25 protein-coding genes are annotated in these 22,699 nt (G+C 60.6%); 23 read left to right on the top strand and 2 right to left on the bottom strand.

Annotated features, from left to right (window positions below; genetic code table 11):
• The first annotated feature begins 1 nt into the window (after position 1).
• From flhF to EC915_RS11340, 13 genes are all read left to right on the top strand, one after another.
• Positions 2 to 1,351 (top strand): flagellar biosynthesis protein FlhF, encoded by a 1,350-nt coding sequence (flhF, locus tag EC915_RS11400; protein WP_133750617.1) that lies wholly within the window; start codon positions 2 to 4, stop codon positions 1,349 to 1,351.
• Positions 1,352 to 1,469: 118 nt separating this feature from the next.
• Positions 1,470 to 2,303, top strand: a complete 834-nt coding sequence (gene fleN, locus EC915_RS11395) for a flagellar synthesis regulator FleN (RefSeq protein ID WP_062385964.1) — start codon at positions 1,470 to 1,472, stop codon at positions 2,301 to 2,303.
• The gene (gene fliA, locus EC915_RS11390) at positions 2,300 to 3,040 is read left to right on the top strand and encodes an RNA polymerase sigma factor FliA (protein ID WP_081568863.1); all 741 of its coding nucleotides are present in this window, start codon (positions 2,300 to 2,302) and stop codon (positions 3,038 to 3,040) included. Before fleN ends, fliA begins: the two co-directional genes overlap by 4 nt.
• A gap of 262 nt (positions 3,041 to 3,302) precedes the next feature.
• On the top strand, positions 3,303 to 3,677 hold the full coding sequence (locus EC915_RS11385) for a chemotaxis response regulator CheY (RefSeq protein WP_177413365.1): 375 nt from the start codon (positions 3,303 to 3,305) through the stop codon (positions 3,675 to 3,677).
• Positions 3,678 to 3,696: 19 nt separating this feature from the next.
• Positions 3,697 to 4,485, top strand: a complete 789-nt coding sequence (locus tag EC915_RS11380; RefSeq protein ID WP_133750615.1) for a protein phosphatase CheZ — start codon at positions 3,697 to 3,699, stop codon at positions 4,483 to 4,485.
• Positions 4,486 to 4,622: 137 nt separating this feature from the next.
• Positions 4,623 to 6,920, top strand: a complete 2,298-nt coding sequence (locus EC915_RS11375) for a chemotaxis protein CheA (protein ID WP_133750614.1) — start codon at positions 4,623 to 4,625, stop codon at positions 6,918 to 6,920.
• A 48-nt stretch (positions 6,921 to 6,968) separates the two neighbouring features.
• On the top strand, positions 6,969 to 8,120 hold the full coding sequence (locus EC915_RS11370) for a chemotaxis response regulator protein-glutamate methylesterase (RefSeq protein ID WP_133750613.1): 1,152 nt from the start codon (positions 6,969 to 6,971) through the stop codon (positions 8,118 to 8,120).
• Positions 8,120 to 8,860: a flagellar motor protein gene (locus EC915_RS11365; protein ID WP_133750612.1), complete on the top strand. Its 741-nt coding sequence runs from the start codon at positions 8,120 to 8,122 to the stop codon at positions 8,858 to 8,860. Before EC915_RS11370 ends, EC915_RS11365 begins: the two co-directional genes overlap by 1 nt.
• Before the next feature lie 7 nt (positions 8,861 to 8,867).
• Positions 8,868 to 9,749: a flagellar motor protein MotD gene (gene motD, locus EC915_RS11360; RefSeq protein WP_133750611.1), complete on the top strand. Its 882-nt coding sequence runs from the start codon at positions 8,868 to 8,870 to the stop codon at positions 9,747 to 9,749.
• Positions 9,750 to 9,791: 42 nt separating this feature from the next.
• On the top strand, positions 9,792 to 10,580 hold the full coding sequence (locus EC915_RS11355) for a ParA family protein (protein WP_133750610.1): 789 nt from the start codon (positions 9,792 to 9,794) through the stop codon (positions 10,578 to 10,580).
• Positions 10,581 to 10,694: 114 nt separating this feature from the next.
• Positions 10,695 to 11,552, top strand: coding sequence for a CheW domain-containing protein (locus EC915_RS11350; protein WP_133750609.1), 858 nt, complete (start codon positions 10,695 to 10,697; stop codon positions 11,550 to 11,552).
• Between the two features lie 70 nt (positions 11,553 to 11,622).
• A complete protein-coding gene (locus tag EC915_RS11345) occupies positions 11,623 to 12,102 on the top strand; it encodes a chemotaxis protein CheW (RefSeq protein ID WP_133750608.1) in 480 nt (159 codons plus the stop codon).
• Complete coding sequence (locus EC915_RS11340; protein ID WP_133750607.1) at positions 12,103 to 12,498, top strand: DUF2802 domain-containing protein; 396 nt, start codon at positions 12,103 to 12,105, stop codon at positions 12,496 to 12,498.
• Between the two features lie 90 nt (positions 12,499 to 12,588).
• Here the strand turns inward: EC915_RS11340 and EC915_RS11335 are convergent, their stop codons facing one another.
• Entirely contained in the window at positions 12,589 to 12,915 is a 327-nt protein-coding gene (locus EC915_RS11335; protein ID WP_133750606.1) for an EscU/YscU/HrcU family type III secretion system export apparatus switch protein, read from the bottom strand.
• Positions 12,915 to 14,543, bottom strand: a complete 1,629-nt coding sequence (locus EC915_RS11330) for a flagellar hook-length control protein FliK (RefSeq protein ID WP_133750605.1) — start codon at positions 14,541 to 14,543, stop codon at positions 12,915 to 12,917. The genes EC915_RS11335 and EC915_RS11330 overlap by 1 nt, the downstream gene beginning before the upstream one ends.
• A gap of 215 nt (positions 14,544 to 14,758) precedes the next feature.
• Here EC915_RS11330 and ccmA point away from each other — a divergent pair, with 215 nt between their 5' ends.
• The 10 genes from ccmA (at position 14,759) to EC915_RS11280 (ending at position 22,551) form a co-directional block, all read left to right on the top strand.
• The gene (ccmA, locus tag EC915_RS11325; RefSeq protein WP_133750604.1) at positions 14,759 to 15,394 is read left to right on the top strand and encodes a cytochrome c biogenesis heme-transporting ATPase CcmA; all 636 of its coding nucleotides are present in this window, start codon (positions 14,759 to 14,761) and stop codon (positions 15,392 to 15,394) included.
• Positions 15,391 to 16,062: a heme exporter protein CcmB gene (gene ccmB, locus EC915_RS11320; protein ID WP_133750603.1), complete on the top strand. Its 672-nt coding sequence runs from the start codon at positions 15,391 to 15,393 to the stop codon at positions 16,060 to 16,062. Before ccmA ends, ccmB begins: the two co-directional genes overlap by 4 nt.
• Before the next feature lie 135 nt (positions 16,063 to 16,197).
• Positions 16,198 to 17,016, top strand: coding sequence for a heme ABC transporter permease (locus EC915_RS11315; RefSeq protein ID WP_166650966.1), 819 nt, complete (start codon positions 16,198 to 16,200; stop codon positions 17,014 to 17,016).
• Positions 17,013 to 17,189 carry a heme exporter protein CcmD gene (gene ccmD / locus EC915_RS11310; RefSeq protein WP_133750602.1) on the top strand — a complete coding sequence of 59 codons (177 nt, stop codon included), beginning with the start codon at positions 17,013 to 17,015 and terminating at the stop codon, positions 17,187 to 17,189. Before EC915_RS11315 ends, ccmD begins: the two co-directional genes overlap by 4 nt.
• Positions 17,186 to 17,650 (top strand): cytochrome c maturation protein CcmE, encoded by a 465-nt coding sequence (gene ccmE, locus EC915_RS11305; protein WP_133750601.1) that lies wholly within the window; start codon positions 17,186 to 17,188, stop codon positions 17,648 to 17,650. Before ccmD ends, ccmE begins: the two co-directional genes overlap by 4 nt.
• 3 nt (positions 17,651 to 17,653) lie before the next feature.
• Entirely contained in the window at positions 17,654 to 19,627 is a 1,974-nt protein-coding gene (locus EC915_RS11300) for a heme lyase CcmF/NrfE family subunit (RefSeq protein WP_133750600.1), read from the top strand.
• The gene (locus EC915_RS11295; protein ID WP_133750599.1) at positions 19,624 to 20,160 is read left to right on the top strand and encodes a DsbE family thiol:disulfide interchange protein; all 537 of its coding nucleotides are present in this window, start codon (positions 19,624 to 19,626) and stop codon (positions 20,158 to 20,160) included. The genes EC915_RS11300 and EC915_RS11295 overlap by 4 nt, the downstream gene beginning before the upstream one ends.
• A 251-nt stretch (positions 20,161 to 20,411) precedes the next feature.
• Positions 20,412 to 20,879: a cytochrome c-type biogenesis protein gene (locus EC915_RS11290; protein ID WP_133750708.1), complete on the top strand. Its 468-nt coding sequence runs from the start codon at positions 20,412 to 20,414 to the stop codon at positions 20,877 to 20,879.
• Positions 20,876 to 22,078: a c-type cytochrome biogenesis protein CcmI gene (gene ccmI, locus EC915_RS11285; protein ID WP_133750598.1), complete on the top strand. Its 1,203-nt coding sequence runs from the start codon at positions 20,876 to 20,878 to the stop codon at positions 22,076 to 22,078. Before EC915_RS11290 ends, ccmI begins: the two co-directional genes overlap by 4 nt.
• A 50-nt stretch (positions 22,079 to 22,128) precedes the next feature.
• Entirely contained in the window at positions 22,129 to 22,551 is a 423-nt protein-coding gene (locus EC915_RS11280) for a hypothetical protein (RefSeq protein WP_133750597.1), read from the top strand.
• Positions 22,552 to 22,699: the final 148 nt, after the last annotated feature.

The following is a 22,699-nucleotide window of genomic DNA, read 5'->3' as shown; positions in this document are numbered from 1 at the left end:
CATGCAAGTTAAGCGTTTTTTCGCCGCCGATATGCGACAGGCCATGAAGCTGGTTCGCGATGAGCTGGGCGCTGAAGCCGCCATCATCGGCAACCGGCGGATTGCCGGCGGCGTGGAACTGACTGCCGCGCTGGACTACAAGCTTTCTGCCCTGGCACCGCGTGTGCCGAACATGGAGCTCGAAGACGAACTGCGCAAGACCCAGTCGCGCATCGTTACCGCTCAGGCGGAGCTGACCCACCGCAGCGAACTGGATACGGTCGCCAATCGCCAGCTGTTTACCGGTCTGGCGATGGACGACAGCAAGCAGATCGAACCCACGCTGGACGAACCCTTTCGCCCCTCGATCCATGCGGCCATTGCCGCTGATCGTGCAGAGCGTCAGGCAGCCGCTGAGCCAGGAATCAGCGAGCGTGTTTACGAATCGATGCGCTCTGAATTGAACGGCCTGCGCGAATTGCTGGAAGTCCAGCTCGGCTCACTGGCATGGAGTCAACTGCAGGGCACTCGTCCGCAGCAGGCCAACCTGTGGCGTCGCCTGCAACGCGTCGGCCTGTCCGGCCCGTTGTCGCGCGACCTGCTGGCGATGGTCCCGGACACCGATGATCAGCCTCACGCCTGGCGCATGTTGCTGGCGCATCTGGCGCGCATGATCGCCACCCCTGATATCGAGCCGCTGGAAGAGGGCGGCGTGATCGCCATGGTCGGTCCTGCCGGTATGGGCAAAACCACCACATTGGCGAAACTGGCGGCCCGTTATGTGTTGAAATATGGCGCGCAAAATATCGCGCTGGTGAGCATGGACAGCTTCCGTATCGGTGCTCAGGAACAGCTCAAGACGCTGGGACGTATTCTCAATGTGCCGGTGACCCACGTCGATCCGGGGCAATCCCTGGCGCAGGCGCTGGAGCCCCTGCTGCGCAAGCGCGTGGTGCTGATCGATACCGCCGGCCTGCAAGCCAGCGATCCGGCGCTGCGTCTGCAACTGGAAAGCCTGGCCGGGCGCGGAATAAAGGCGCGCAATTACCTTGTCCTGGCCACTACCAGCCAGAAGCAGGTACTGACGGCGGCTTTCCACAGTTACAAACGTTGCGGTCTGGCCGGGTGCATCCTGACCAAGCTCGACGAAACCGCAAGCCTGGGCGAAGTGCTGAGCCTGGCGGTGACACACGAACTGCCCGTGGCCTATCTGACCGATGGCCCACGGATACCGGATGATCTGCATCTACCACGCCGGCACCAGTTGGTCAGCAGGGCTGTCAGCGTGCAGATGCAGGAGGAGCCTAGCGAGGAAGCGATGGCGGATATGTTTGCGGATCTTTATCACAGCCCCGGCAAGCGTGCGGGCTAGGTAGGGAAAATGACAGTGGAATCTACCTGCATCGATGGTCTGCCAGGCATTGTTCACACAGTGAACGTGCAGCCCGAAATGTGGCTTTGGTCTAAGCAAGACAAGGTAAAAAATTAACATGGGCAGCATGCATCCCGTACAGGTTATCGCGGTGACCGGTGGCAAAGGTGGCGTAGGCAAGACCAATGTGTCAGTGAACCTCTCGCTGGCCCTGGCCGAGCTGGGACGTCGCGTCATGTTGCTGGACGCCGATCTGGGTCTGGCCAATGTCGACGTTTTGTTGGGCTTGACCCCCAAGCGCACCCTGGCGGACGTCATCGAAGGGCGCTGCGAGTTGCGCGATGTCCTGTTGCAGGGCCCGGGGGGCGTTCGCATCGTGCCTGCGGCGTCCGGCACCCAGAGCATGGTCCACCTGACCCCGGCTCAACATGCCGGTCTGATCCAGGCATTCAGTGATATCGGCGACAACCTGGATGTGCTGGTGATCGACACCGCTGCCGGAATTGGCGAGTCGGTGGTCAGCTTTGTACGGGCCGCCCAGGAAGTACTGCTGGTGGTCTGTGACGAGCCGACGTCGATCACCGATGCCTATGCGTTGATCAAGCTGCTCAACCGCGACTACGGCATGAACCGCTTCCGCGTACTGGCCAATATGGCTCAGAGCCCGCAGGAAGGCCGTAATCTGTTCGCCAAGCTGACCAAGGTGACCGACCGTTTCCTTGACGTGGCCCTGCAATATGTCGGCGCCGTACCCTATGACGAATGCGTGCGTAAGGCCGTTCAAAAGCAGCGTGCCGTTTACGAAGCATTTCCGCGTTCCAAATGCGCGCTGGCGTTCAAGGCCATCGCGCAGAAGGTCGATACCTGGCCGCTGCCGGCGAATCCGCGTGGCCACCTTGAATTCTTTGTTGAACGCCTTGTTCATCAGACCAGCGCAGGGCCAGTGTCATGACAGCAAGTGGCTATCGCATGTACAGCAAATCATCCAAAGATTCCCAGTATGAGCTGATCGAGCGCTACGCTCCTCTGGTCAAACGTATCGCTTACCACTTGCTGGCGCGTCTGCCCGCCAGTGTGCAGGTCGAGGATCTGATCCAGGCGGGCATGATCGGCCTGCTTGAGGTGTCGACCAAGTACGACTCGACCAAGGGTGCCAGCTTCGAAACGTACGCAGGTATTCGTATCCGTGGCGCGATGCTCGACGAGGTGCGCAAGGGCGACTGGGCACCGCGTTCGGTTCACCGCAATACGCGCATGGTCAGCGACGCGATTCGTGCGATTGAAGCTAAAACCGGTCGTGACGCTAAAGATCACGAAGTTGCTGCCGAACTTCAATTGAGTCTCGACGATTATTACGGGATTTTGAACGATACCTTGGGCAGTCGGCTGTTCAGTTTCGACGACCTGTTGCAGGACGGCGAGCATGAAGGATTGCATGAGGACGGCGCGAGCCAGTCGCTGGAGCCGTCGCGCGATCTGGAAGACGAACGTTTCCAGAGCGCCTTGGCCGATGCCATCGCGAACCTGCCCGAGCGTGAACGCCTCGTGCTGGCGCTGTACTACGACGAAGAGCTGAACCTCAAGGAAATCGGTGAGGTCCTTGGGGTCAGCGAGTCCCGTGTCAGCCAGTTGCACAGCCAGTGTGCCGCACGTCTGCGTGGACGGTTGGGAGAGTGGCGCGCGCGCTGACGCAAAGACACAGGTGGCCAATGTCGCCTGGTCCTGGATGCAAGAGCGGCTGTGCAAGGCGTGGTGTGGGAAGCACAAGGGACTAAGGCAGGCGTTGATCGGATCAGGTTTTCAGGACCCGTTGCGCGACGCCCATCACCTGTTTCTTCGAAAGACCCCTCGTTTTCGTGTAACCGGTGGTTTGGTGTGCCGGGATTGATTGAACGCGCGTCCAGGAGCTGGACGCGTTAAAGACTGCTTGGAGGTCGAATTGGACAAGAACATGAAAATCCTCATCGTTGATGACTTTTCAACGATGCGGCGGATCATAAAAAACCTGTTGCGTGACCTTGGGTTCACCAACACGGCCGAAGCAGATGACGGGACTACCGCGTTGCCGATGCTGCAGAGCGGAGCCTTTGACTTTCTGGTGACCGACTGGAACATGCCAGGCATGTCCGGTATCGACCTGCTGCGCCAGGTCCGTGCCGACGAGCGTCTGCGCAGCCTGCCGGTATTGATGGTAACGGCCGAAGCCAAACGTGAGCAGATCATCGAAGCCGCTCAGGCCGGAGTGAATGGCTACGTGGTCAAGCCGTTCACTGCTCAAGTGCTCAAAGAGAAAATCGAAAAGATATTCGAGCGCGTCAATAGCTGATGTCCGCTGCGAGGGCGCTATGGATTCTATAGATTCGACAATGGGTGACTTCGAGTCAACCCTGAAGAAACACGCACAAGAGCTGGTCGCGAGCCTTGAAAAGGGCAAATTCGGCGAGGCCGTGCAACTTATCCATGAGCTTAATCAGACGCGCGATCGCGGCCTGTATCAGGAAGTTGGCAAGCTGACGCGTGAGCTGCACAGTGCGATCGTCAATTTTCAGATTGACCCGCACATGCCGCAAGCCGAAGAAGTGTCCCAGATCACCGATGCCACCGAGCGCCTGTCGTATGTTGTCAGGCTGACGGAAGGCGCGGCTAACCGCACCATGGATCTGGTGGAGCAGAGCACGCCGCTGATGAATGGCCTGAGCGCCGATGCGAAAGCCTTGAGCGAAGATTGGGGACGCTTCATGCGTCGCGAGATAAGCGCCGAGGAGTTTCGTGATCTGGCCCGCCGCGTCGATGGTTTTCTGACGCGTAGCGAGAAGGAGACCCATGAGGTCGCCACTCATTTGAACGACATTTTGCTGGCTCAGGACTATCAGGACCTGACCGGACAGGTGATCAAGCGTGTGACCACGCTGGTAACCGAGGTCGAAAGCAATCTGCTCAAACTGGTGCTCATGGCCAGCCAGGTGGATCGCTTTGCAGGTATCGAACACGACCAGGAAGAGTTTCGCAGGCAAAAAGAACAGGAAAAAATTCAATCCAAGGGTGAAGGTCCGCAGATTCATGCCGATAAACGTGAAGACGTCGTATCCGGTCAGGATGATGTTGACGATCTGCTATCCAGCCTGGGGTTTTGATTTTCGAATTCAGCCTTCGGGTTCTATGTGAAAGTGGCTGCAGGGACTGCGCGCCAATGCTTCGACGAAAGCAATGCGTGCTGACCGACAATGCAGCTCCTGGATCGGTTTGACGGTTAATTTTAGGAGCACCCCCAATGAGCTTCGGCGCCGATGAAGAAATCCTTCAGGATTTTCTGGTAGAGGCCGGCGAGATTCTGGAGCAGTTGTCCGAGCAACTGGTCGAGCTGGAAAGCCGACCGGATGATGCGGACCTGCTCAATGCAATTTTTCGCGGTTTTCACACTGTAAAAGGAGGCGCCGGCTTCCTCCAGCTTAATGAGCTGGTTGAATGCTGTCACATCGCCGAAAACGTGTTCGACATCCTGCGCAAAGGTGAGCGCCGGGTCGACTCGGAGCTCATGGACGTCGTGCTCGAAGCCCTGGATACCGTCAACAGCATGTTCGGTCAGGTTCGTGAGCGGTCGCACGTCACTCCCGCCACCCCTGAACTGCTCGCCGCATTGGCGCGTCTGGCAGAACCTGCCGCCGCTGACGAAGTGCTTGCCGCGCCCGATGCGGTTGAAGAGCCAGCTGTAGAAGCGCCGTCCGAAGACATCACCGATCACGAATTCGAACAACTGCTGGACTCGCTCAATGCGGTCAAGGCAGAAGCGGCGGGTGCTGCGATAGCTGCGCCTGCACCTGTACCGGCAGCGCCTGTCCCGACACCCGCAACGCCATCTGCTCAAGCCGGCAGTGACGACATCACCGACGCGGAATTCGAATCCCTGCTTGATCAGTTGCATGGCAAAGGCCAGTTCGCCGTTGACCCGGTCGCTGCGCCCAGCGCCGCTGCTGCGCCGGCTGTCGCACCTGCCGCGCCTACCGGCGACGAAATCACCGATGACGAATTCGAGGCGTTGCTCGACCAGCTGCACGGCAAAGGCGCATTCACAGCTGACGCTGGCGTAGCGCCGGCAGTTGCTGCACCTGCCGCTACCGAGGCGACTGCGACTGCGTCGGCGTCGGATGAAATCACCGATAACGAATTTGAAGCACTGCTCGACCAGTTGCACGGCAAGGGCAAGTTCGAGCCTGCCGTTGCCGCGAGCGCTCCGGCTGCGACGGCAACAGCGCCGGTCAAGAAAGCCGAACCTGCCAAGCCGGCGGCGGCTGCACCTGTCGCAGCACCTGCTCCGGCAAAAGCAGCGCCCGCTGCGGCTCCAGCTGCTGCCCGTGCTCCGGCGCCAGCGCCGACACCGAGCGACAAGGCCCACACCGAAGCGGAAACCACCGTGCGCGTCGATACCGCTCGGCTGGACGAGATCATGAACATGGTCGGCGAGCTGGTGCTGGTGCGTAACCGCCTGGTGCGCCTGGGTCTGAACAGCGGCGATGAGGCCATGTCCAAGGCCGTGTCCAACCTGGACGTGGTCACTGCCGACCTGCAGACCGCGGTGATGAAGACCCGCATGCAGCCGATCAAGAAAGTCTTCGGCCGCTTCCCGCGACTGGTCCGCGACCTGGCGCGCCAACTGAAGAAAGAAATCAACCTGGAGCTGGTGGGCGAAGAAACCGACCTGGACAAGAACCTTGTCGAGGCGCTGGCCGACCCCTTAGTGCACTTGGTGCGCAACGCCGTGGACCACGGCATCGAATCGCCGGAGGAGCGCGAAGCATCGGGCAAGGCCCGTGGCGGTCGCGTCGTGCTCTCGGCGGAACAGGAGGGCGATCACATCTTGCTGTCGATTTCCGATGACGGCAAAGGCATGGACCCGGCGGTGTTGCGCGCCATCGCGGTCAAGCGCGGAGTGATGGACAAGGACGCCGCCGACCGTCTGAGCGACACCGATTGCTACAACCTGATCTTCGCCCCGGGTTTCTCGACCAAGACCGAGATCTCCGACGTGTCGGGCCGTGGCGTGGGCATGGACGTGGTGAAGACCAAGATCGCTCAGCTCAACGGTTCGATCAATATCTACTCCACAAAAGGCCAGGGTTCGAAGATCGTCATCAAGGTGCCGTTGACCCTGGCGATCATGCCGACCCTGATGGTGATGCTGGGCAATCAGGCTTTCGCCTTCCCTCTGGTCAACGTCAACGAGATCTTCCACCTGGACCTGTCGACCACCAACGTCGTCGATGGGCAGGAAGTGGTCATCGTGCGCGACAAAGCGTTGCCACTGTTCTACCTCAAGCGCTGGCTGGTCAGCTCGGCCGCTCACGAAGAGCAACGCGAAGGCCACGTGGTGATCCTCTCGGTCGGCACCCAGCGCATCGGCTTCGTCGTCGATCAACTGGTAGGCCAGGAAGAAGTGGTCATCAAACCGCTGGGCAAGATGTTGCAGGGTACGCCGGGCATGTCGGGCGCCACCATCACCGGTGACGGCCGCATCGCGCTGATTCTCGATGTACCGAGCATGCTCAAGCGATACGCCGCGCGGCGTATTTGATTCTGGGCGCGCGGCCCTTCAAGAAACCGCGCGCTCTACGGAGTGTTTATGGCAGTCAAGGTTCTCGTCGTCGACGATTCGGGTTTCTTCCGTCGTCGCGTTTCGGAAATTCTCTCTTCAGATCCCACGATTCAAGTGGTAGGCACCGCCACAAACGGCAAGGAAGCGATCGATCAGGCTCTGGCCCTCAAGCCTGACGTGATCACCATGGACTACGAAATGCCGATGATGGATGGCATCACCGCTGTCCGCCATATCATGCAGCGTTGTCCGACCCCGGTTCTGATGTTCTCCTCACTGACTCACGAAGGCGCCCGGGTCACCCTGGATGCACTGGATGCCGGTGCGGTGGATTACCTGCCGAAAAACTTCGAAGACATCTCGCGCAATCCCGAAAAGGTCAAACAGATGCTGTGCGAGAAGGTGCATACCATCTCTCGCAGTAACCGCCGCTTCACTGGCTATGGCAGTGCTCCTGCGACCCCGGTTGCCACGCCTGCCCCTGCCGCAGCAACTGCCGCCGGTTCGTTGCGCAGTCCGGCACCCTCGACCAGCGCCACTCGCCAGCCTGCGCCTGCGCGTCCCAGCGCCTCTCATGCTGCGCCGCATGCGTCGACTTCCTCTGCACCCAAGCGCAAGGCTTACAAGCTGGTCGCCATTGGCACCTCTACAGGCGGCCCGGTGGCGTTGCAGCGCGTGCTGACCCAATTGCCTGCCAACTTTCCGGCACCCATCGTACTGATTCAGCACATGCCCGCGGCGTTCACCAAAGCGTTTGCCGAGCGTCTGGACAAGCTGTGTCGCATCAACGTCAAGGAAGCCGAAGATGGCGACATTCTGCGTCCGGGCCTGGCCCTGCTGGCCCCTGGCGGCAAGCAAATGATGGTCGATGGCCGTGGTGCGGTAAAAATCCTGCCTGGCGATGAACGCCTGAACTACAAACCATGCGTCGACATCACCTTCGGCTCGGCAGCCAAGTCCTATGGTGACAAGGTGCTGGCTGTGGTCCTGACCGGCATGGGCGCGGACGGCCGTGAAGGCGCGCGTCTGCTCAAGCAGGGCGGCAGTCAGGTCTGGGCGCAGGACGAGGCCAGCTGCGTCATCTATGGCATGCCAATGGCCATCGTCAAAGCCGATCTGGCAGACGCGGTCTACAGTCTGGATGATTTCGGGCGTCACCTGGTCGAGGCGTGTCTGTGATGGATGTTTTGACCCTGATCGGGATTATCCTGGCATTCGTTGCGATCATTGGCGGCAATTTTCTGGAAGGCGGTCACCTGGGGGCTCTGCTCAACGGTCCGGCTGCATTGATCGTGCTTGGCGGCACGCTGGCAGCGAGTCTGCTGCAGACGCCGATGAGTGCATTCAAGCGTGCGATCCAGATCTTTATCTGGATCCTGTTTCCGCCACGTATCGATCTGGCTGGCGGCATTGATCGCGTCGTTTCCTGGAGCCTGACCGCGCGCAAGGAAGGCCTGCTGGGGCTGGAGAGCATTGCCGACGCCGAGCCCGACGATTACTCGCGCAAAGGCCTGCAGTTGCTGGTCGATGGTGTCGAGCCGGAGGCCATTCGCGGGATTCTGGAAGTGGATTTCCTGACCCAGGAAGGCCGTGACATCCAGGCTGCCAAAGTCTTCGAAAGCATGGGCGGGTATGCGCCCACCGTGGGCATCATCGGTGCGGTCATGGGCCTGATTCATGTGATGGGTAACCTGGCCGATCCCAATCAGCTGGGCAGCGGCATTGCCGTGGCTTTCGTGGCGACCATCTATGGCGTGGCCTCGGCCAACCTGATCCTGCTGCCGGTGGCCAACAAGCTGAAGGCGGTGGCCATCCGTCAGTCGCGTTATCGCGAAATGCTGCTGGAGGGTCTGCTGTCGATTGCCGAAGGCGAGAATCCGCGCTCGATCGAATTGAAGCTGCAAGGCTTCATGGAGTGATGCGCTGATGGCTCGTCGACGTCGCGTTGAGGAACACGAAAATCATGAACGCTGGCTGGTGTCCTACGCCGACTTCATCACCTTGCTGTTCGCCTTTTTCGTGGTCATGTATTCGATTTCGTCGCTCAACGAAGGCAAATACAAGGTGCTCTCCGAGGCGTTGGTCGGCGTGTTCAACGAAGCCGAGCGCAGCGTCAAGCCTATCCCCATCGGTGAGCAGAAACCCCAGACGGTTCGCCCCGCCGATCCCTTGGTGCAGGACAGCGATCAGAATGACGCAGCGTTGGGTCAGGCCGTGCAGGATCCGCTCAAGGCGATTGCCGACGACGTCAATACAGCCTTCGGCGACCTGATCGCTTCAGACCAGATGACCGTGCGTGGCAACGAGCTGTGGATCGAGATCGAGCTCAACTCCAGCCTGCTGTTCGGCAGTGGTGACGCCATGCCCAGTGACCTGGCCTTCGACTTGATCGACAAGGTGGCGAAGATCATAAAACCGTTTGATAACCCGGTCCACGTCGAAGGTTTCACCGATAACCAGCCGATCAGCACGGCGCAATTCCCGAGCAATTGGGAGCTGTCTTCAGCACGCTCTTCGAGCATCGTACGGCTGCTGGCCATGGACGGAATCAGCCCGGCGCGACTGGCTTCGGTGGGGTACGGCGAGTTCCAGCCCCTGGCCTCCAATGCCACCGCCGACGGACGCGCGCGCAACCGCCGTGTGGTACTGGTCATCTCGCGCAATCTCGACGTGCGCCGCAGCCTGACCGGCTCAGGCACGGCCGCCAATGCAAAACCCGATGCAGCATTGCGTCGTGCTGGCACACAAACTGCACCAGTCCCAGCCAAACCGCCGCAGGGCGTCAAATCTTCGTCATCTGCCCCTTAACTCGATCTCGGTCATGGTAGTGGCTGGGGGGAACGCGAACACATGAGAGTCTGGGCAGTAGCCAATCAGAAAGGCGGGGTCGGAAAGACCACCACCTCAATCGCTTTAGCCGGTTTGCTGGCCGAGGCGGGCAAACGTGTGGTCGTGGTCGACCTGGACCCCCATGGTTCGATGACCAGCTATTTCGGCCATGATCCCGATGTGTTGGAGCACAGCTGTTTCGACCTGTTCCTGCATAAGGGCGTGGTGCCTGACGGCTTGCCCGGCCAATTGCTGTTACCGACCAGCGATCAGCGCATTTCCCTGCTGCCGTCCAGTACGGCGCTGGCCACCCTCGAACGTCAGTCACCGGGTCAGAGCGGCCTTGGGCTGGTGATCGCCAAGAGCCTTGCGCAGCTGTGGCAGGATTTCGACTATGCGATCATTGATAGCCCGCCGTTGCTGGGCGTGCTCATGGTTAATGCGTTGGCTGCCAGTCAGCAGCTGGCGATACCCGTGCAGACCGAGTTCCTGGCGGTCAAGGGTCTGGAGCGTATGGTCAATACGCTGGCGATGATCAACCGCTCGCGCAAGGTGCCGCTGCCGTACACCATCGTGCCGACCTTGTTCGACCGCCGTACACAGGCGTCGATGGGCACGCTCAAATTGCTGCGCGACAGTTTCCCCGAGCACGTGTGGAAGGCTTACATTCCCGTCGATACACGGCTGCGTGATGCCAGCCGTGCCGGGGTGACGCCTTCGCAGTTCGATAACAAGAGCCGTGGCGTGCTGGCTTACCGCACGTTGCTCAAGCATATGCTCACCGAGCAGCTTGTCGGGCAGGTGGCCTGAGGTGTCCGCTGATCGTTTATTCATGCGTCGTGCGTCTGCGCGCTCAAGTCGGCCTGCTGTGCAGCCGATAAGTGGTACAGGCAATCATTGCATCACTTATTTTCGGGCTCCCGTATGAATCGCCCCCTGGACATCGCAACACGGCCACAACTGGCGTTGCAGAATTATCTCGATGCATTGCTTCACGACGCTACCGAAGAGCTGGAAGTCGTCGAAAATATCGATGAGTTTCAAGCGGCGGTGCTGGAAGAGCAGGCCCATGACGCACGCATGCGTTCGGTGGTGCCTGTGCGAATGGCTGCACCGGTTTCATTGGCGTTCGAACCGGCGCCCGCGCCGCGACCCATTGCCGAACCGGTCGTGGCCAGGGTGCTGGAAAAGCCCGTCATCCTGCCTCCGGTCATTGCACCTGTTGAGATCATGCCTGCAGTGGTTGAGCCGGTGGTCGACGTTCACCTGCCTGTGCAGCGCTCCGCGACACCGACACCGACCGCAGACGCACGTCCCGATTGGGCAGCCGAGCCCTTCGAGTGTTTGCTGTTCGATGTGGCCGGGCTGACCCTGGCCGTGCCGTTGGTGTGCCTGGGGTCGATCTATCCTTTGGCCGGGCATGACCTGACACCTTTGTTCGGTCAGCCGGACTGGTTCCTCGGGATCCTGCCCAGCCAGGCGGGCAATCTGAAAGTATTGGATACAGCGCGCTGGATCATGCCAGATCGTTATCGCGACGATTTTCGTCAAGGCCTGCAATACGTCATTTCGGTTCAGGGCTATGAGTGGGGTTTGGCGGTGCATCAGGTCAGCCGTTCGCTGCGCCTGAACCCCGACGAAATCAAATGGCGCAGCCATCGCGGTCAACGGCCTTGGCTGGCCGGGACGGTGATCGAGCACATGTGTGCGTTGCTGGACGTTTCCGAATTGGCCGAGCTGATTGCCAGCGGCGCGGTCAAGCAGATGCAAACACTTAAATAAACATCATCAGATAAACACAGGACGGCGCGAGCGCATCGTCTGCAGAGCACAACACGCAAGGGGTAGGGGTATGAAGAAGTCGTCAGCACAGGGTTCCGAAGATCCGATCCTGCAATGGGTCACCTTCAAACTGGACAACGAGTCGTATGGCATCAACGTGATGCAGGTTCAGGAAGTGCTGCGCTACACCGAGATCGCGCCTGTCCCAGGTGCGCCTAGCTACGTGTTGGGTATCATCAATCTGCGCGGCAACGTGGTGACCGTGATCGACACCCGCCAGCGCTTTGGTCTGTCGCCGGTTGAAGTCAGCGACAACACGCGTATCGTGATCATCGAGGCCGATAAGCAAGTGGTCGGAATACTTGTCGATAGCGTGGCGGAGGTGGTCTATCTGCGTCAGTCCGAAGTCGAAACCGCACCTAACGTGGGCAACGACGAGTCCGCCAAGTTCATCCAGGGCGTGTGCAACAAGAACGGCGAGCTGCTGATCCTCGTGGAGCTGGACAAAATGATGTCCGAGGAAGAGTGGTCCGAACTGGAGAGCATCTGATTGATTTTCGAGGTTGCGGTCATTTTCCTGGCGGTGTTGTGGATCGCGACGGTCGCGATGTTCATGGCCTACACCAAACGCCAACGCACCCTGGCCGTGCAGCAAGTCGAAGCCGACTCGCTGCGTGATCAGCGCATCCGTGAACTGGCTCGCCGCCTGGAAAATTATCAGGGCGGTACGGTGCGGATGGGCGAGGACCTGCACGAGTTGCATGCCATCGTCGCGCCGCTGCCCGACAAGATCACGGCGCTTGAACAGCGTGACCCCTCGACACTGTCTTTCGCTCAGGCTGCGCGTCTGGTCGGCATGGGCGCCAGTGTCGATGAGCTTACTCAGTCCTGTGGTTTGACTCAGGCTGAAGCGCAGTTGATGAGCAGGCTGCACGGGAATCATTGAGGGCATTGATGGTTGCCGTGGCCGGTCAGACAACGGCTAGTGGCCTGACCCGCCGCTTTCGCCAGCAAACGGGCGCCTGCAGAGCAATGATTACTGGTTTCGCCCAGGGGTAATATCCCGCTCGACAGGCTGCGGATCCGGATCGAAGCCTACCGGGTACTTGCCTTTCAAATGCCAGGCGAAGGCGATGATTTCGGCGATGGTCAGGTACAGCTCCTGGGGAATGCTGTCACCCAGTTCCATGCGGGCGAGCATGGTCACCAGTTCGGCATTTTCGTAAATCGGCACTTTATATTCGCGGGCGATGGCCAGAATCGCTTCGGCCAGGGCATCGTCGCCCTTGGCGGTGAGGGTCGGAGCCTGGTGGCCGTCATAGTTCAGGGCAATGGCCTGACGCGGGTTTTCGGTCTTGCTCATCAGGCGTTCTCATCGATCCAGCGTTGTTCCAGTACCGTGCGTGACCCTTGAGCCGGTACACCGCGATTGCACGCCAGCTCCTTGACGTTCAGGCCACAAGCCACCAGCCGCGCCCGCAGATTGTCCAGTTCCCCGGAGATCAATTCGGCCGCGCCTTCACGCTGGGCCCACATCTGGCTGGAGAGGCTGCCGGCAATCAACTGCGCCTGGACCTGCAACGGCCCCAGCGGCTCTAGGTCGAAGGCCAGTTCCACGCGCCATAGCTTCTCTTTTTCTCTGGTTTCCTGGCTCGCGGACTCCGGCGTGTCTTCACGCTCCGGGGCATCTTCACGCTGCAGCCGGACCTGCAATGGCACGATGTCATGGGCGTTGCGCATGGGGATTTCCAGCTGCCAAGTGGTGACCTGCGTACCATCAGCATTAGTGCGCGTCTGCTCCAGGCCACCCAATTGATGACTCTGCAGGCGGGAAATGGCCCCCGCTGCGAGCTTCAGCAGCATTTCCAGATCGTCTTTGCCTTCGAGATTGCCCAGCGTACGCGAGGGTAATGGAAAGTTGACCGGCACACTGGGCGCAGCTACCAGGCCCAGCGTCCCCAGTGCATTGCGAATCACATTCGGCATCGCCCGCGCCAGGGTGTTGCCCGCCGCTGCAGCGTCATAGCTGGCGTTATCAGGCAGCCCTGGAAGCAACTGCGCGATGACTCGCAACAAATTGGCCTTCATGTCCGGCACCAGCGTCGGGTTTTGCCCGGCCAGCAGGCGCGATTCCATGAACAGCCCACTGGTGTTCAATGCCTGCGCCACGCCTTTGGCGGTGGTCATCTGCTGCAGGTCGGGAAGATCGGCGAACAACTGATCGATGCTGGCGCGCAGCGCGGGCGGCAAGTTGTCGGCGCCGTCGCCCGAAGGCGGCGGCAGATTCTGCAGTGCCGTCAGCAGACCTTGTAGCGAGCCCTGACGGCTTTGCTGGGTGCTCAGTTGCTGCGCCAACGCCAGTTCGTCGAGGCGGTCGGGCATGGCCACAAAATTCAACGCCTGGCTGTTCTGCACCTGAGCGCTGAGCAGGCTGCCGACCCTTAACGGTTGTGGGCTGTCGAGGGTCAGGCTGTTGCCCGCCAGTGCGGTATTGAGCAGCATGACGATCGAACGGTAACTGCTCGGTTGAGCAGTGGTGCCGCTGGCAGCTTGTCCGGCCAGTTGGGCGACGTTCTGAGCAGCGACTTGCGTGGTCAGCACCTTGCCCTGCAACAGGGTGCCCGAGGGCAGTTGGCGGGTATCGATACTGGTCAGGCTGGTGGTGACGGCTTTCTGAAGATCCAGCACGCTGATGGTCAAGGTGTCGGCTGAACCCTGCGCTACGTTGACGCTGGTACCCGGCGTCAACGGCAGGGAGCTGCTGACCGGCAGTGTGGTCTGGCGACCGTTGTCCATCGTCAGCTTGAGCAGCAGCTGGAAATCCTCGCCCAGTTGCTTGAGGCTGACCACTTCGGCATTGGCCACCTGACCGGAATTCAGGAGGCCTTCGCGCGGCTCCATCAGCTTGAGCACTTCTCCGGCTGACACGCCAGCGCGTAGCAGGGCGGTAGCAGCTGCCACTGGAGAAAGATTGGGTATATCGCCTGTCATCAGATCCCGACTCGGTAAAATTACGCTCTGGGTGCCGTGTTTTTTTGATGGGATTGCCGCATCCGGGTCAGGGATGAAACGGCAACCGCCTCTATCTATGTATAATCCGGCGCCGACGTTATCGGCGGGCTACCGTTAAGCTGCATCAGTATAACGGCCGCTCCGATCCTGACTTGAACCGCGGTGCACGCCTGCTATCCGAAAAGAAGGACCACATGTCGATCCCTGTTCTTGAAGCCGTGGCGCTCAGTTGTGAGCGCGACTGGCGTCTGCTGTTCGAGCATCTCGATTTGCGGCTCGCGGCGGGCGATATGGTGCAGATCAGCGGCCCCAATGGCAGTGGCAAAACCAGCCTGCTGCGCCTGCTGAGCGGGCTGATGCGGCCCACCACAGGTGTGGTGCTGTTCGACGGCAAACCTTTGGCGCGGCAACGCAGCGAACTGGCGCATAACCTGTTATGGATCGGCCATGCGGCGGGTATCAAGGATTTGCTGACGCCCGTCGAAAACCTCGCCTGGCTGTGCGCCTTGCACCACCGCGTGGCCACGGACACCATCTGGAAGTCCCTTGAGGCGGTTGGACTGCGCGGTTTCGAAGATGTGCCGTGTCACACCCTCTCGGCCGGACAAAAGCGCCGGGTCGCGCTGGCCCGGCTGTATCTTCCAGGGCCGGCGTTATGGATGCTCGATGAGCCTTTCACTGCCTTGGACAAACAGGGCGTGGCGCAACTGGAGGCGCATCTGGCAGGGCACTGTGAGCGGGGCGGGACCGTGGCGCTGACGACACACCATACGCTGAGCCGCAAACCGGCCGGCTATCGTGAACTGGATCTGGGGCAGTGGGCCGTATGAGTGGCGTGTTTACCCTGTTGATTGCCCGCGAAGCTCGCCTGTTGTTTCGCCGTCCCGCCGAACTGCTCAACCCGTTGGTGTTCTTCGCTATCGTCATCGCCTTGTTTCCGTTGGCAGTAGGACCCGAAACACAGTTGCTGCGGACCCTTTCACCGGGGCTGGTCTGGGTGGCGGCGCTATTGTCGGTGCTGTTATCGCTGGACGGACTGTTCCGCAGCGACTTCGAAGACGGTTCTCTTGAACAATGGGTGCTTTCGTCGCACCCTTTGCCCCTTCTGGTGCTGGCCAAAGTATTGGCTCACTGGGCGTTTTCAGGGCTGGCGCTGGTGCTGCTGGCGCCTCTGCTGGGCTTGATGCTTGGACTGCCGACGGCCTGCCTGCCGGTGCTGTTGTTATCATTATTATTGGGCACGCCCGTATTGAGCCTGCTCGGCGCGGTCGGCGCGGCACTGACCGTGGGCCTCAAGCGCGGCGGGCTGCTGCTGGCCCTGCTGATACTGCCGCTGTATATCCCGGTACTGATTCTGGGCAGCGGCGCGTTGCAGGCCGCGCTTCAGGGTATGCCTGCGACCGGCTATCTGCTTTGGCTTGGCAGCCTGACGGCGCTGGCTGTGACCCTGACACCCTTTGCAATTGCCGCTGGCCTGAAAATCAGTGTTGGCGAATAATCGATAGTTGACCAAACGGACAGCTTTTATGCGTTCCGGTCAGCATTATTTAATATCCGCGACAGGACGCTTCAGCTAAAAGAGGCGCCTGAATATTCAAGACCGTGATGAAAGGCATGATGAAAAGGCAGCGTGATGAACACAAGCGCCAAGACTAAAAGCGGCATCAGTTGGCTCTGGTTCCACAAACTGGGGTCTCCGAAGTGGTTCTATGGCGTCAGTGGCCGGCTGTTGCCGTGGCTAAGCGCCGCAGCGGCGTTGTTGATCGGCATCGGCGTGGTCTGGGGCCTGGCTTTCGCGCCGCCGGATTACCAGCAGGGCAACAGTTTCCGCATCATCTACATCCACGTGCCATCGGCCATGCTCGCGCAATCGTGCTATGTGATGATGGCGGTCTGCGGGGTGGTTGGTCTGGTGTGGAAGATGAAAATGGCCGACGTCGCCCTGCAATGCGCAGCGCCCATCGGCGCCTGGATGACCGCCGTGGCGCTGGTCACCGGCGCCATCTGGGGCAAGCCGACCTGGGGGGCGTGGTGGGTCTGGGACGCACGCCTGACTTCCATGCTGATTCTGCTGTTCCTGTATTTCGGCCTGATCGCGCTGGGCAACGCCATCAGCAATCGTGACAGCGCCGCAAAGGCCTGCGCGGTGCTGGCGATCGTCGGCGTGGTGAATATCCCTATCATCAAATACTCCGTGCAATGGTGGAGCACGCTGCATCAGGGCGCGACTTTCAGCCTCACCGAGAAACCGGCGATGCCCGCCGAAATGTGGCTGCCGCTGCTGTTCACCGTGTTGGGTTTTTACTGCTTCTTCGGTGCCGTACTGCTGCTGCGCATGCGTCTGGAAGTGCTAAAACGTGAATCCCGGGCCAGTTGGGTCAAGGAAGAAGTCCTGAAAAGCCTCGCCCACATTTCCAGTCAAACAGCATCACGCAGGGGGGCAGAGCGATGAGTTTCGATTCCTTCGGCGATTTTCTGGCGATGGGCAGGCACGGGCTGTTTGTCTGGAGCGCCTATGGCATCTGCTTGAGCGTACTGGCCATCAACGTCGCGTCACCGCTGCTGGCCCGTCGGCATTATTTGCAACAAGAGACGCGCCGTTTGCGCCGGGAGAGCAACCCGTGAATCCGCTACGAAAAAAGCGCCTGTTGATCATCGTGGCGATCCTCGCCGGAGTCGGCATCGCGGTGACCCTGGCGCTCAGTGCCCTGCAGGAAAACATCAACCTGTTCTACACCCCGACCCAGATCGCCAGCGGCGAAGCGCCCCATGGCACGCGGATTCGCGCAGGCGGCATGGTTGAGAAAGGTTCGCTGCAACGTTCCGCCGACTCGCTGAACGTGACTTTCGTGGTCACCGATTTCAACAAATCGGTGACCATTACTTACCGCGGCATCCTCCCGGATCTGTTCCGTGAAGGGCAGGGCATCGTTGCCCTTGGCAAGCTCAATGCCGACGGGGTGGTGGTGGCCGATGAAGTGCTGGCCAAACACGACGAGAAATACATGCCGCCAGAAGTGACCAAAGCCTTGAAGGACAGCGGCCAGTCGGCGCCTGGCCTGTCCACATCTGCGAAACAGGGGTAAACCATGATTCCCGAACTCGGCCATCTGGCCATGATTCTGGCCCTGTGTTTCGCCATCGTGCAGGCCCTCGTACCGTTGATCGGCGCATGGCGCGGTGACCGTATATGGATGGGCCTGGCTCAGCCTGCGGCTTGGGGTCAGTTCGCCTTTCTGTTGTTTGCATTCGCCTGCCTGACGTACTCGTTCATGGTCGATGATTTTTCGGTGACGTACATTGCCGAAAACTCCAACAGCGCGTTGCCCTGGTACTACAAGTTCAGTGCAGTGTGGGGCGCTCACGAAGGCTCGTTGCTGCTCTGGGCGCTGATCCTCGGTGGCTGGACGTTCGCCGTGTCGGTGTTCTCCCGACAGTTACCGCAGGTCATGCTGGCCCGGGTGTTGGCGGTGATGGGCATGATCAGCGTGGGATTCCTGCTGTTTCTGATCCTGACCTCCAACCCGTTCAGCCGCATCCTGCCGCAAGTCCCCCAGGACGGGCGCGATCTGAATCCGTTGCTTCAGGACCCCGGCCTGATCTTCCACCCGCCGATGCTGTACATGGGGTACGTCGGCTTCTCGGTGGCCTTCGCCTTCGCTATCGCTGCATTGCTTGGCGGACGTCTGGACGCTGCCTGGGCGCGCTGGTCGCGACCGTGGACCATCATCGCCTGGGCATTTCTCGGCATCGGCATCACGCTGGGTTCATGGTGGGCTTATTACGAACTCGGCTGGGGCGGCTGGTGGTTCTGGGACCCGGTGGAAAACGCCTCGTTCATGCCGTGGCTGGTGGGCACCGCCTTGATCCACTCGCTGGCGGTCACTGAAAAACGCGGCGTGTTCAAAAGCTGGACGGTGCTGCTGGCCATTGCCGCGTTCTCTCTGAGTCTGTTGGGTACGTTCCTGGTGCGCTCTGGGGTGCTGACGTCGGTGCACGCCTTCGCCTCCGATCCGGCCCGGGGCGTGTTTATCCTGATATTCCTGCTGCTGGTGGTCGGCGGTTCTCTGACCCTGTTCGCCATCCGTGCGCCGGTGGTGAAAAGCCATGTCGGCTTTGGTCTCTGGTCGCGGGAAACCTTGTTGCTGGGCAACAATCTGGTGCTGGTGGTGGCGGCATCGATGATCCTGCTGGGGACGCTGTACCCCTTGGCGCTGGACGCCTTGAGCGGGGCGAAGATGTCGGTCGGCCCACCGTACTTCAATGCGCTGTTCGTGCCGTTGATGGCGCTGCTGATGGCGGTCATGGCGGTCGGTGTACTGGTGCGCTGGAAAGACACCCCGATCAAATGGCTTTTGAGCATGCTGGCTCCAGTGCTGGTCGGCAGCGCAGTGCTGGCGATCATCGCGGGTTTCGCCATGGCTGATTTTCACTGGGCGGTGCTCGCCACCGTGTCGCTGGCGGCTTGGGTGCTGCTGGCCGGTGTGCGCGATCTGCTGGACAAGACGCGTCACAAGGGGCTGCTCAAAGGCATGCGTTCGCTGACCCGCAGTTACTGGGGCATGCAACTGGCGCACGTCGGCATCGTCGTGGTTGCGCTGGGCGTGGTGCTGTCGAGTCAGAACAGTGCCGAGCGTGACCTGCGCATGGCCCCTGGCGACTCGGTGGAACTGGGTGGCTATACCTTCGTCTTTGAGGGCGCCAGACACGTGCAAGGCCCCAACTTTACCTCCGATGAGGGCACCATTCGTGTGCTCGCCAACGGCAAGGCCGTGACCGTGCTGTACCCGGAAAAACGCCTGTACACCGTGCAGCGCTCGATGATGACCGAAGCCGGCATTGACGGCGGTTTGACCCGCGACCTGTACGTCGCACTGGGCGAGCCGCTGGACAACGGTGCATGGGCCGTTCGCGTCCACGTCAAACCGTTCGTGCGCTGGATCTGGTTCGGCGGCTTGATTACTGCCCTGGGCGGCGTGTTGGCGGCGCTGGATAAACGCTACCGGGTCAAGGTCCGGAGCCGGGTGCGTGATGCGCTGGGATTGTCGGGAGCAGCGGTATGAAGCGTTGGGTGTTGGTGATTCCGCTGGTGCTGTTTCTGGGTATGGCGCTGTTTCTCTACAGGGGGCTGTATCTAGACCCCTCGGAGCTGCCGTCGGCGTTGATCGACAAGCCTTTCCCGCAGTTTTCCCTGCCATCGGTGCAGGACGGCAAGCCACTGTCCCGCGCTGACCTGCTGGGCAAACCGGCGCTGGTCAACGTCTGGGGCACATGGTGTGTCGCCTGCCGCGTCGAACATCCGCTGCTGACCAGGCTGGCGCAGCAGGGCGTGGTGATCTACGGGGTCAACTACAAGGACGTCAACGCCGACGCCTTGAAATGGCTCAAGGATTTTCACGACCCGTATCAGCTGAACATCAATGACGAAACCGGCAGTCTGGGCTTGAATCTGGGCGTCTACGGCGCGCCTGAGACGTTTCTGATCGACCGCAAGGGCATTATTCGCTACAAGCACGTCGGTGTGATCGACGAGGCCGTGTGGCGAGAGAAGCTTGCCGGGTTGTATCAGGGGCTTGTCGACGAGGCTACGCAATGAGCCGTCCGTATGCCTTTGCAGTGGAATGGATTCGGCTGCGCCGCAGATCCAGCGGCGGGAAAGTATTCATCCGCGAGCCGGACGTACAGCCGACACATAGGTATCGTCCGGACGACCAATTCGCGAATGAATTCGCTCCCTCCGTTTTGAATCGCCAGCCTCCAGTCTTTGCGCCGGTGTCCAGGGCACAGACGAGTTCATGCAGGGGAGATGATGTGCCGGCGAACGTCCGCTTCCTTAAGCGGCAAAGCGTGCGCCTGGCATCAGCCGTGTTATTGGCGCTGAGCTGCACAAGCGTGGCCCACGCCGCCATCGACGCCTACACCTTCAAGGACGACGCCGAGCGCGCGCGTTACGCCGAACTGACCCGGGAACTGCGTTGCCCTAAGTGCCAGAACCAGGACATCGCTGATTCCAACGCGCCGATCGCTGCCGATTTGCGCAAGGAGATCTATCGCATGCTTGGCGAAGGGCAGAGCAATCAGCAGATCATCGATTTCATGGTCGATCGCTACGGCGAGTTCGTGCGCTACAAGCCCGGACTGAATGCCCACACCTGGCTGCTCTGGTTCGGTCCGGCCGGTTTGCTGCTCGGCGGCATGTTGCTGATTGGCGTCATCGTTGCCCGCCGTCGCCACACGCGCACAGAAGAAGCCGATGTGCTTTCCGACGAGGAGCGTCGCCGCCTCGCCCACTTGCTGGATAAAAAAACCGAATGATCGATTTCTGGCTGGCCGTCGGCTTATTGTTGCTGGTGGCCCTGAGTTTCCTGCTGATCCCGCTGTTGCGAGGTCGTCGTGTGCAACGCGAGGAAGATCGCACCGCGCTTAATGTCGCCCTCTATCAGGAGCGTCTGGCTGAGCTGCAGGAGCAGCAAACCGAAGGCGTGTTGTCGGCGGCCCAGATGAACATCGGCCGCGCCGAGGCTGCCCGTGAGTTGTTGGCGGACACTGAGGGTGTTTCCGCCGAGCGGGTTTCGCGACTGGGCAAACCGTGGCCTTTGCTGTTGGCGATGCTGGTGCCGGTCGCAGGCCTTGCGCTGTATCTGCATTTCGGCGCCAGTGACAGGTTCGAGCTGACCCGTGAGCTCGGCCAGGCGGGCTCACCCGAGCAGATCACCGACCGCCTGGAGCGCGCCGTCAAGGCGCAACCGGATTCGGCGCAAAGCCTTTACTTGCTCGCAAGAACCTACATGGCCCAGGACCGGCCCGCCGACGCGGCAAAGATGTTCGAGCGTGCAGCCGCTCTGGCGGGGCGCCAGCCGGAGCTGTTGGGGCAATGGGCACAAGCCTTGTATTTCGCCGGCAACAAGGCCTGGACTCCACAGATTCAGGGGTTGGCCGACGAAGCACTGAAAACCGATCCCAATGAAGTGACAAGTCTTGGGCTCAAGGGCATTAACGGGTTCGAGAGTCAGCATTTTCAGCAGGCGATGGACTATTGGACGCGCCTGCTGGCGGTATTGCCACCGAACGATCCATCGCGTTCTGCGCTGCAAGGCGGTATCGCCCGGGCCCGCGACAGGTTGGTGCAAAACGGCGGCCAGGTGCGGGAGGCACCGTTGCCAGCGGCACCGGGCGCGCATCTGCACGTGCGGGTGACGCTCTCCGATTCATTGAAGGACAAGGTTTTGCCGAGCGACAGCGTATTCGTGTTCGCGCGTGCAGTCTCCGGACCACCCGCGCCTTTGGCCGTCAAGCGTGTAACCGTCGCTGATCTACCGGTGGAAGTGGAATTGACAGACGCCGACGCCATGATGCCGCAGCTGAAACTGTCGAACTTCCCGGAAGTCCAACTCGTTGCTCGGGTATCCCGCGCAGGCCAGCCCACCTCCGGAGAGTGGATTGGTCGCAGCCAGCCGTTGCCCAGCAAGGCCACAGGCCCTCAGTCCCTGACCATCGACAGCCCCGATCAGTAGCCAGGGGCGTGCGGCTCAGACACAGTCCAGACACACAATAGGAAGCACCTATGTATCGCGTCGCACGATTTGCCTTGTTGAGCGTAGCAGTGGCCCTGAGTGCCGCCTGTGCGGTCCAGCACCCCGGTCCGCAGAGTTCGGAGCCGATCCCAGTACCGGGCAGCGCTCCCGCCCCACAGCCCACGCCGCAGCCGGGTACTCCTCGCACGACACCACAAACCCCGCCATCGACGCCGATTCCGTCCGCCCCCAAGACTTCCGCCAACTTCGCCCCGCCGCCGGGTGGCAACAGCCATTGGGACGCCAGGTTGGGTGTGCATGTGCTGGATAACGTGCCTAACACTTTTTACCGCCAGCGCACGTACTACCGCTGGAACAACGGCTGGAACTGGTCTACCTCGCCAAGCGGGCCGTGGCAGGAGACCGATTCCAGTGGTGTACCCGCAGGGTTGAGTCGCCAGTTCGGGAATTGAAGTCGGCAATTCTACTTCGTCGGTCTGACGCGATCACCGTAGGAGACGCCGGAGGTTACGACGGCAGCGAAAGCGGCGGGTCAGACAGCCGGTAACCGCCTGATAAATCGTATTCGCCACTGTCACACAGCGCCAGTCGCTCCCACAG

Origin of the sequence: Pseudomonas sp. LP_7_YM (assembly GCF_004364435.1) — a bacterium.
Taxonomy (GTDB): domain Bacteria; phylum Pseudomonadota; class Gammaproteobacteria; order Pseudomonadales; family Pseudomonadaceae; genus Aquipseudomonas.
This window is presented reverse-complemented; position numbering and strand designations above follow the sequence as displayed.